14 protein-coding genes are annotated in these 9,345 nt (G+C 52.5%); 10 read left to right on the top strand and 4 right to left on the bottom strand.

Annotated features, from left to right (window positions below):
* The first annotated feature begins 347 nt into the window (after positions 1-347).
* Positions 348-632 (top strand): type II toxin-antitoxin system HicB family antitoxin, encoded by a 285-nt coding sequence (locus EXE41_RS17835; protein WP_049933568.1) that lies wholly within the window; start codon positions 348-350, stop codon positions 630-632.
* A gap of 4 nt (positions 633-636) precedes the next feature.
* Positions 637-891 (top strand): type II toxin-antitoxin system HicA family toxin, encoded by a 255-nt coding sequence (locus EXE41_RS17830; protein WP_137691698.1) that lies wholly within the window; start codon positions 637-639, stop codon positions 889-891.
* A 232-nt stretch (positions 892-1,123) separates the two neighbouring features.
* Here the strand turns inward: EXE41_RS17830 and EXE41_RS17825 are convergent, their stop codons facing one another.
* Entirely contained in the window at positions 1,124-1,879 is a 756-nt protein-coding gene (locus EXE41_RS17825; protein ID WP_137691699.1) for a glucose 1-dehydrogenase, read from the bottom strand.
* 252 nt (positions 1,880-2,131) lie between these two features.
* Here EXE41_RS17825 and EXE41_RS17820 point away from each other — a divergent pair, with 252 nt between their 5' ends.
* Positions 2,132-2,623, top strand: a complete 492-nt coding sequence (locus tag EXE41_RS17820) for a hypothetical protein (RefSeq protein ID WP_137691697.1) — start codon at positions 2,132-2,134, stop codon at positions 2,621-2,623.
* 528 nt (positions 2,624-3,151) lie between these two features.
* On the opposite strand, the gene EXE41_RS17815 is transcribed toward EXE41_RS17820, so the two are convergent.
* Positions 3,152-3,412 (bottom strand): helix-turn-helix domain-containing protein, encoded by a 261-nt coding sequence (locus EXE41_RS17815; RefSeq protein WP_137691696.1) that lies wholly within the window; start codon positions 3,410-3,412, stop codon positions 3,152-3,154.
* A gap of 287 nt (positions 3,413-3,699) precedes the next feature.
* Here EXE41_RS17815 and EXE41_RS17810 point away from each other — a divergent pair, with 287 nt between their 5' ends.
* Both EXE41_RS17810 and EXE41_RS17805 read left to right on the top strand, forming a co-directional pair.
* Positions 3,700-4,056, top strand: coding sequence for a hypothetical protein (locus EXE41_RS17810; protein ID WP_137691695.1), 357 nt, complete (start codon positions 3,700-3,702; stop codon positions 4,054-4,056).
* A 418-nt stretch (positions 4,057-4,474) separates the two neighbouring features.
* Entirely contained in the window at positions 4,475-5,296 is an 822-nt protein-coding gene (locus EXE41_RS17805) for a hypothetical protein (protein WP_137691694.1), read from the top strand.
* Positions 5,297-5,610: 314 nt separating this feature from the next.
* Here EXE41_RS17805 and EXE41_RS17800 read toward each other — a convergent pair whose 3' ends face one another.
* Complete coding sequence (locus tag EXE41_RS17800; RefSeq protein ID WP_137691693.1) at positions 5,611-6,279, bottom strand: site-specific integrase; 669 nt, start codon at positions 6,277-6,279, stop codon at positions 5,611-5,613.
* A gap of 632 nt (positions 6,280-6,911) precedes the next feature.
* Here EXE41_RS17800 and EXE41_RS17790 point away from each other — a divergent pair.
* Positions 6,912-7,193, top strand: coding sequence for a helix-turn-helix transcriptional regulator (locus EXE41_RS17790; protein ID WP_094580463.1), 282 nt, complete (start codon positions 6,912-6,914; stop codon positions 7,191-7,193).
* Positions 7,194-7,319: 126 nt separating this feature from the next.
* Here the strand turns inward: EXE41_RS17790 and EXE41_RS17785 are convergent, their stop codons facing one another.
* On the bottom strand, positions 7,320-7,592 hold the full coding sequence (locus EXE41_RS17785; RefSeq protein ID WP_137691692.1) for a hypothetical protein: 273 nt from the start codon (positions 7,590-7,592) through the stop codon (positions 7,320-7,322).
* A gap of 77 nt (positions 7,593-7,669) precedes the next feature.
* Between EXE41_RS17785 and EXE41_RS17780 the strand changes: the two genes are divergently transcribed.
* The 4 genes from EXE41_RS17780 to EXE41_RS17765 all read left to right on the top strand — a co-directional run bounded on the left by EXE41_RS17780 (position 7,670) and on the right by EXE41_RS17765 (position 9,114).
* Complete coding sequence (locus EXE41_RS17780) at positions 7,670-7,966, top strand: DUF6516 family protein (RefSeq protein WP_137691691.1); 297 nt, start codon at positions 7,670-7,672, stop codon at positions 7,964-7,966.
* A 69-nt stretch (positions 7,967-8,035) separates the two neighbouring features.
* Positions 8,036-8,431 (top strand): transcriptional regulator, encoded by a 396-nt coding sequence (locus EXE41_RS17775; RefSeq protein ID WP_006630784.1) that lies wholly within the window; start codon positions 8,036-8,038, stop codon positions 8,429-8,431.
* A gap of 17 nt (positions 8,432-8,448) precedes the next feature.
* Positions 8,449-8,868, top strand: a complete 420-nt coding sequence (locus tag EXE41_RS17770) for a hypothetical protein (protein ID WP_137691690.1) — start codon at positions 8,449-8,451, stop codon at positions 8,866-8,868.
* A gap of 24 nt (positions 8,869-8,892) precedes the next feature.
* The gene (locus EXE41_RS17765; protein WP_137691689.1) at positions 8,893-9,114 is read left to right on the top strand and encodes a hypothetical protein; all 222 of its coding nucleotides are present in this window, start codon (positions 8,893-8,895) and stop codon (positions 9,112-9,114) included.
* Positions 9,115-9,345 lie beyond the last annotated feature (231 nt).

Below are 9,345 nucleotides of genomic sequence, written 5' to 3'. Positions count from 1 at the left end.
TAGCACATTGTTGATAGACTGCGGTCTTGCGGCTTGCGGTGTATGAATCAGATTGGGAGTTCACGGTAGCGATGCTTAGAAGGTCGATTAGTTCCTCCACTCAACTGGCGACAACTGTACCAACAATCCCCTACAGACGAGCGACCGTACAGGAAACGGGGGATTCTTGAACGTTTCAAACAGGATTTGAGATCCATAGTAGTAGGATTCTAATACATCTAGGGGCGGATCTGTTGAAATCCTCGGCCGCTAGTAGTTCGTCAAGCTCATGCCGAATACAGAGAGCGAATACAACACGATCCACTACACACACCAGATTTATTCGACTCCCAAGCCTCCCTAGAGTCATGAGTACAGACATCGACGACCCCGGCGATGAGGAGCCCATACTGCCGGTCAACATTTCACTGTCTGTTGGCGAGAGCGGAGACATGTGGATTGCTCGTGACGAAGACACCGGTGTCACGTCGCAAGGAAAGACCCGGGAGGCAGCGCTCGAAAACCTCGACGAGGCCGTCGCCGGCTATCACGGTGCTGGAGAGTCGCCGAGCGACGAGGAACTCCGTACGATGGGGATTAACCCGGAACAGAACAACTCTGGGTCACTGGACGAGTCTGACGTGTTCCAGTGACTGTATGGCACAAGGAACGTTTTCGGGCAAAGAGATCGTGAAGGTGATGGTGAACAGCGGTATCTACGAGTGGGACCGAACGAACGGTGACCATGCGATACTCCGCTGGGAACCGCCCGCAGACCACGATTCGGACGCGCGTACTGTTCCGGTCCCTCTACACGACGAGGTCAATATGGGAACGTTGCGGAGCGTCGCCGAGCAGGCCGGCGCAAAGGATTTCGACGAATTCTGTGCGTGGATCAAGCGTAACAGGTAGCTCATACCGACCTCTTCGGTCCAGTGATGACCGACTGCTGAATTGTAATTGTGGCGGCAATGCGGGGTGGGAAGACACCGTAGTGCCGCCGTAAATAGCCGTATACGGGCTTCAAAGTCGAATTAAATCGCTATTTCTATTGTGTGAAACTCCCGGGAACTGGTGTATAGTATGAAAAAACACACCCCACGGTGCCGCCGTAACGAAAGCCACCGCTGCGATATTTGTTCAGCTACTGAGCAAGCAACCCTCCGTCGACAATAATTGGCTGTCCCATCACGTAAGAGGAGTCCTCAGAACAGAGCCAAACGACAGTATCGGCTATCTCTTGGGGCTCACCGAGGCGTCCTGCTGGGATACCCGCAGTAATGCGGTCCATCTCTTCGCTGTTGTCCTCTCCCGCCTGTTGGACCATTGGCGTGTCGATGACACCCGGACAGACAGCGTTGAACCGGATTCCATCCTCAGCATAGTCAACCGTTGCCCGCCGAGTCAACCCAATAACGCCGTGTTTACTGGCCGCGTAGTGCGCGCTTCCGTTCGCGCTCACACCAGCGACTGAGGAAGTGTTGACGATGGCGCCACCACCTCGTTCGATCATCTCTGGGATCTCGGCTTTCAGACATCGCCAAACACCTTTCAGATTTACATCGATCATCTGATCCCACTGTGTTTCGTCGTATTCAGCAAGGCGGGTACCCTCATCTGCGATGCCGGCGTTGTTGTGTGCGAAGTCAAGTCCGCCGTACTCGTCGAGCGCCGTCTGTACCATTGCGTCAATATCATCAGAGTCGGTGACGTTTGTCTTGACAAACGTCGCCTCGCCACCGTCACCCCTGATCATCTCAACCGTCTCGTGGCCGCCGTCTTCGTCGATATCGGCGACAACGACCTTTGCTCCTGCCTCGGCGAACCGAAGCGACGACTGTCGACCAATTCCCGATCCACCGCCAGTGACGACCGCAACTCCGTCTTGTATTCCGTTCATAATGTCTCCTACCACGTTGTTTCACGTGGATTGTTATACATTACCAAACAATCATAATATCTCTACCGGCGAAAGTTTATATGGATACAATATGACTGCCTCTATCCGAAAAATAACTCTATAGAGAAATAATCGGTTGCTTTAGTTCTGGATCTTAAGTGTCGCTATAGTGGTCAAGGTATTGAGATGGGTGCGATCAGTAGCCACGAGCCTGACGAAACCAACAAGTGAACCAGGGGATGAGAACGTGTAATGAGTACGCCACGACGAAATGTACTGGCAGCAGCCGTAACCGGTTCCACACTCGGGCTCGCCGGGTGCGGTAACCTCGCGGGCTCAGACGGCAACATAACTGAGCAGACTGATGGTGGGGAGGATGGAACTGAGGACGACAATAGGGCGAGCGCAACGATCGCACTTGATGTTCAAGAAGAGATTCAACAGGCTCAGGAAGAAATTGGAACACGTGTTCAGGAAGAGAATCTTTCGCGGGAGGACGCGCAGGCAGAATTCCGTGACGCCCAGATAGAGATTATTTCGGCCGCGATCGAGGACGTGCGAACGTACGCAGCCGATACTGAAGGGCTCGCTGTGCAAAACACTAACGAGCAGTTAGGCGCAGTTCTTGTCAGCGGGCCGGCCGCGGCAGTATTAGGCACGCTTGATACCGACCCAGTAAACTCACTGCTGTCCGCGTCTGATTTCCCCGCTCCTCAGGAAGACGGACAGCCCAACGGATCCTGACTAGATTGAGGTTTTTAGCTTGGTTGAATTCCTATTTTTCAGACATATCATCGCATGAAACAGCCAGTCAATGAGAGCTGCGTACTGATCGCTTCAAGTCATCGCGCCTAACGTTGTGGCCACAGCAATAGGTGTTAGAATTGCTAAAAACAACCACTGATGCTGATTTGTCCATTGTCGGACTCTTGTGGAACGACGGCGTAAGAGAGCAACCGTACTGAATGAGAGAAGCCCAAACATGCTGATTAGGTTCCCAATAACTCCCATCCAGAGTGCAACAGGGAGCGGAAGAACGGTCATAACGCGATCTGCTGTTCTTTCGAAACCCATACTCTCAACTTCTAACACTAAAAAATATATCTACTGGTCTTAAAGAACTAGTCACTCTATTGATTTCTTTGCTGTGCGATTCGTGAGTCCTCTGTATTGACCGCAACCGGGTCAGAATATGTCACTTGCTGAGGATTTCAACAAAGCCAGAAACCACGATAAGCGGCCTCGAATCCTCGCAGCCTAAGGGTACACAACTCAGACCACGGGTTCAACGACCAAATGCTCCTGCGTCAGTCGAGGCTTCTTCACCTGGCCATCCTCCTCGTACCGAATAATGCCGTGCTCTGCGAGGGCAGCGAGATCTCGGCTCACTTGTGCTTTGTCCCGATCTAGCTCACGGCTGAGTTCGCGGACTGAATTGGGCGACATCCGCCCGAGTACCCCCACGACTTCGCGGCGCTTGGGCGTTAGAACTTCTTGGGCTGTTTCCCAGCTTATGACTTGGACGCCCGACATACCGCCTCGGGCGAGTGAGCGAGCGAGTTCACTCCGCAACCCCGTACGATCAGCAACTTCAGATTTACCGGTGTTGAGGGGAGTACCCACATCGGATTCAGACATATTGATTTACCTCACCGTTGTGTACGTACCTCAACGGTTTAAACTTTGCTGAGATGCCCGATAATGAGTGTCTCAGTCTATTCTACGATTTGAACAGTCAAAAACAAAACATTTAAGTCAATAGAACACGTACGTAAGAGTGGAGAGGCGTTCTGCGTCTCTTAGCTCAACCATCTACATACATGACTCGAAATTCCGACTTTGAGTACCTCTACGAGGTTGGTCGTATCAGAAGTACAGTATTCCAAATCGGCACGCGCGCCGACCCAAGCGTCAATAAGCCTGAATCGTTCGCAGTCATCCTGTTCTTTGAGTTGTCTGATGGGACGGTTGTCGAGGTCGCGAAAGTCGACAACGCTGAACACGACGAGGGGACCATACACGTTGACCGCTACTATCGGGATGTTGGTGCCGACATCAAGGACTTCAACGTCGATATTGATGGACTCTGGGAAGGTGAGGCGTACCTTGAGCAGCACTGGCAGCAGTTTGCACAGACGCATCTCGACAACCACGGGAGGGCGACACGAGACAGTTAACGCCTCTTTTGTCTGTCTTGTTTCATGCTCTCGTGGAGTAGCAGCGTTTCCATCGAGTCAGGACGGTGTTCGTGTCGGTTCTACAGGATTTCAGTAGGGTCTTCTATTTCATCTGGGTAAGCAGTCGTACAGGAAACGGGGGTTTTCTGAACAGTAAAATCAAATCTACAAGGCTCTTCCCGAACTCGGTGAAACGCTACTATTCGCAAATTGATAGAACATTCCGTGATGAATACAGGGCGCGAATGTGGCACGTCGCAGTGACGAAATCAGGATAGATCGATTCGCTCAGTACAGAAGATTCATACACCAAGGTCGGTCTATACTTCCTTCACTTCTGTCAGAAATGCCTTGCGAGATACAGAGGATCGACGACCACGCCAATGTTTAATACAGAAGTTGGGAAAACAAACGTAATATGCCAGTTCTAAAGAGATACTCTGAGTCATACGACAAAGGAGGGTACTATGTCCACGCACCGATCGACGGATATTCACATCCAATACCACTTCAGACACCGAATGTGACAGCCCAAATCTATCGTGAGCTTGGATATGAATCCGGTGACCAAGTGCCAAATGAATTAACTTGGAAATTGTACAACATAGGCCTTCACTGGACGGAAAATACGGGTTCCCAGCAACAGACGACAGATGAAATTAGAGACGCGGTCTCGGATTGGAGTAGTACAGATCTTACTACTGAACAAAAAGAATCTATTTTGTCGATTATTGGTTCGTACAGCGGACGGTTCGAAGATGAATTGTATTCGCTAGCTGATGAACTAAACACCGATTCTTCTCCTTCAGAAGATAGGAACACAGAATCAAGCGAGAGTAAAACTAATAGAGAATACTTTGGAATATGTTTCGACTATATCGATAATCAACACTATATAGATGATCTTCATACTCTCGAGGAATATAGCTGTGTGTATGGGAGATTCTATCTCGAAGAGTATGACGAATTTAGAGTCTGTCGGATTGATTTCACTTCCTCTGAAACTGATGAGTATGTTGAATCAATCGTTGCGCGTGATGAGTTTCTTGAATACTTAGACAAAGGATACTCTGAAAAAGAAGCAGTTGGCCGTATTTCCAACGACAGAGTGAGAAAGCAGGTGCAACAAGCTGATTCACAAGTCCCCGCACATTTCCTTACATCACACATAGAGAGCTTGATATGTGGAACGAAACCGGATCGATACGAAGTCGTTCCCAAATCGAAAACCCAGATTTAGAAGAAGAATATAGAATAGTATCTTACAAATTTTAATCATATATTCTCTTTATAATTTGAAGTAGCGTGAATATGCGCTCTGTATCTCGCACGCCTATCGGAACACTTCTGTAATGGTAGAATCCTCGGCAGTCAATACGCAGGCACGTTCTATCGGTTGGTTCTGGATTTTAACGGAGAAAATAACGCAGTTCCATTGCTGACTGTATCCTCTATATTCAGCAGTCAGTAGCAGCCTATATCACATATCGAATAGTTGTTTCGCCAGGTTGGGCAAGAGCCATCTACAAATTGGCTTACGATTAGGCCTATAGATCAGTATAGAGAACCCGACTGAACCGTCGGCTCGAAAACCGGATCCGTACCCGGGTCGGACTCGACATCGCCCGTGACATACGAGATCTTCTTCCGCTCTCGCTCGGCAGCCGCTGGACTCATTTCCCCGAGGTAGTGGTTCCGGAACGTCTCCCAGTCCTCCCACCCACCGAAGCTCATTACCACGGCGGGAAGGACGCCGCAGTCCCACAAGAGATGCCCGCCCCACGTCCGCCGGAGGTCGTGGACGTCGAGATAGGTCCATCCCTCGTCACCGGTTGCCGCGTAGCGTCGCTCGCCAGCTCGCTTCACCCAGCGATAGATCGAGTTCGGCTCAACGCCGACAACCGGCTCGTCGGGATCACGCTCGTACGACAGCGTCCGAACAGAACTAGCGAGTTCTTTCGGGATCGGCGTCTCGCGATACTTCCCGCGTTTTGCATAGTCGTTCCAGACGCGGAGGAAGCCGTCGGGAGCGTGCGTGAAGTCGTTGCTGGTGACGCTGGCGATCTCCTCGCGACGGAGCCCAGCCTGAACGCCAAGTCGAAACGCAATCTCCTGTTCGGGAGACTTCGCCTCGTCGATGAGCGCTGCGACCTCGTCGTTCTCGTCGCTCTGGCTGAGCCAGACCCGCTTCCCGTCTCGTTCGGGGTAGTCGTCGAGTCGCATAGTAGGCTTAACTGAGAGACGCTACTAAAAATCGTGTGGAATAGGTGTCTGAGGGGTCTCTTTGAGCGTCGAAGCGGACGTATCGGTAGGCGAATACCGGATTCTACCACATCCAGAACAAAGAATCAAATAGTCAATCAGAGTAGGATTTGCTATCATGCTCCCAGACGATCTCCCAGTTGATCGCCAGAAATTGCTGACGTGGGAAACAGAATGCTGGCAGTGTGGCGAGCAAACGCCTGTTGTCTGGCCACGAGGAGACCATCTTGATACGCCTCTCGGAGATATATTAGCGAATTACGAAACCCCTGTTGAACGGGTCTACAGCAATACTCTCGGCAAGAAAGTCTGGGGAAACGTCTGTCAGAACTGTGATTCATACCAAGGAAATCATTTCATCCAGCAAGAGGCACTGGAGATTGACCCTCCACTAGTAGACTGTCCACATTGTGGGGATGAACACGAATGGAGCCCGGACCAAGGGATGGGTGGGGCATTTGGACAGGGATGGGTCTCATGTCCAGAATATGGTGAAATACCGGTTGGTGACCCACGGGGAGAGTGATGAATCACTTCACTCCATACAGGGCCAGATCAATAGTATTTCAAAACTCGAATGAGTAAATTGCGACATGTACGATCTCACTGGCTTTCAGCGCGATCTGCTGTACGTAGTTGCCGGACTTGATGACCCCCACGGACTCGCGATCAAAGACGAGCTCGAGGACTACTACGAAAAAGAAATTCATCATGGCCGACTCTATCCAAATCTCGATACGCTCGTTGAGAAGGGACTCATCGAGAAGAGCCAGCGCGACCGACGGACCAACGAGTACACCACTACTCGTCGGGGCACCAGAGAGATTGAAGCTCGGACTGAATGGGAAGCCAACTATATTGATCACGACAGCTGATCGAACCGCCGCGTTCGAGGACTGTTTAGCTCTAGTATTTCACGCTCTTCTCGTGTGAACTCCACGTAGCGTATCTAGACACCGTAGAAGAGACTATTTAGATTAATACTAATATTAAGATTAAGATTAACTCGATTTCTGCCTTCTCAAAATTCGAACTATATTTGGGACTCGACCAAACACCTGGTCGAGAAGAATCATCCACTGTTTTTCAATGGATTGTCCAAAGATAGAATCAAGAACCTGTTTGAGAAGGAAATCAGTCGGGCAGTAGCTCAGACAGGCAACAGACAGCTGTCCCAGGCCTCTGTCGATGACGACTCCGACAACGAGTAGTACCGCATCAGCCACATCTGGGTAGCCCCACAGCTGACAGAGCGATCGCTCTGTTGTCTTCATGGGTGCTATCCGTTCCTTGGTACTGTTAGGATTTTTCCTAACACTTATCGGAGCAGGGTGCGTCGGCACATGTGTGGATGAGCGATGATGTCACCGTACTCGAAGATGAGATTGAAGCCTACGCCGACGGCACCGTTGCGCGGGTGTGTGTTCTTTCGGTCCCGACCTCAGACCGGTTCGAGGACGGGATCAAGTACGCGCACCACTACGGTGAAGCCGGCGCAGACGATCCAATCATCCGGTTCGACAACCACCACGGCGTCCACGAACTCCACCTCGGCGGTGAGACCTTCGAGATCGACTACCCCGGCCTTGCGGAGATCTTCCGCGCCTGGCGGGCGGCGCTCCCAGAAGAGAAGCGCGACGACTGGTAGCCCGTTCAAGTACGGTGACCGACGTACAGACCCGCAACTAATTCCGACCCACAACCCCACACCCCACCCATGACCCAGACTCTCCATGTTCAGATCAAGTCTGCCGACCGTAGCGACCTCGAAGAGCGCCTCGAGGCGATAGACGCCGGCGAGGACGTCGACCCCAGCGAACCGACGCTCTCGATCGAGAATCTCGAAACGTTCGGTCGCGTCTTCCGCTCGACCAACCTTGAGCTCTTGGAGGCGATCGTCGAACACGAGCCGGAGAGCATCCGCGAGCTCGCTCGCCTCGTTGATCGGAACCCACCAGAGGTCCTCGAGAACGTGAACGAGCTGGCCGACTACGGCCTCGTCGAACTCGAGGAGAATGGCCGGGCAAAGCGGCCGGTCGTGTGGTACGACGAAATCGACGCCGACATCCCGCTCACGACTGGGTCGGGACAGGGCCGGAAGGCGAACGCCTGACTCAGCGAAGATACACGATGGGCGACGACGTCGATCCCGAGGATCCGCGCCCCGATGGCCACTACCACGTCGACCGCGACGCAGAGTGGTACTACGTCGACGACAACCTCGCGGGGACGATCGCCCTCGGGCCAGCGACCGACGGCGAGCCCGGTGACGACTGGGTGCTTACGCTCTCGGCCGCGACGCCGGACGGGGATCCCGAGTCGGCTGAGCGTGTTGACGTTCGCCTCACGCCGTGGGCGCTCCACGAGCTCTACATCGAGGCGCGGAACCTCTCACCGGACGCTCGCCAGGCAGGTCACACCGCCGAGTGCGGACTCTGTGGTGAGCAGGTTCCGCTCGATCGGGCGTGGCCGGACAACCGCAAGCGACCGTGTCACCCGGACTGCTACGCTGACGCGTTCGGTGCGCCGCCCTGGTACGATGGACAGTAGCCGAGTGTCTGCGCTAGGTCGACGATGAGTGGGGACAGAATCGTCATCGCTGCTGGTGCGACCGTTCTCTGGGTCATCATCGGCGTGATCCTAGTCGGGATGGCGACCGCGGCGTCGAGTTTGGGGCTCACAGTATCGGGGCCGTTTCTCAACCTCGCATCATTGTTCAATACCTGGCTGTTGTTTGGAGCGATCGTCGGTGTGGCCGACGTCCTCATATTCTGGGACATGGTCTTCGGCTGGTAAAGTGACCAGCATATTCCTAAGATTAATTTTAAGATTAATCTCTTCAGGATCGAAGCGGCGCCAGAAATAACATATAGCATTCACGAGTTTATCAAACCGCGTTTTGTGGAAGTTGAGACTACAGCGGGTGTGAGATGTGTGATTTCGACTGAATCGGTGCGCAAACCTCGGTTGAGCGATGCCTCCGAGAGCGGTTTCGTATCGGTCATCGAACCATTACGGGAACTGACC

It is taken from the genome of Halorubrum sp. SD690R (assembly GCF_005435035.1).
Lineage (GTDB): Archaea > Halobacteriota > Halobacteria > Halobacteriales > Haloferacaceae > Halorubrum > Halorubrum ezzemoulense.
Note: the sequence above shows the minus strand (reverse complement) of the source record. Positions and strands in the feature narration are given on the sequence as shown.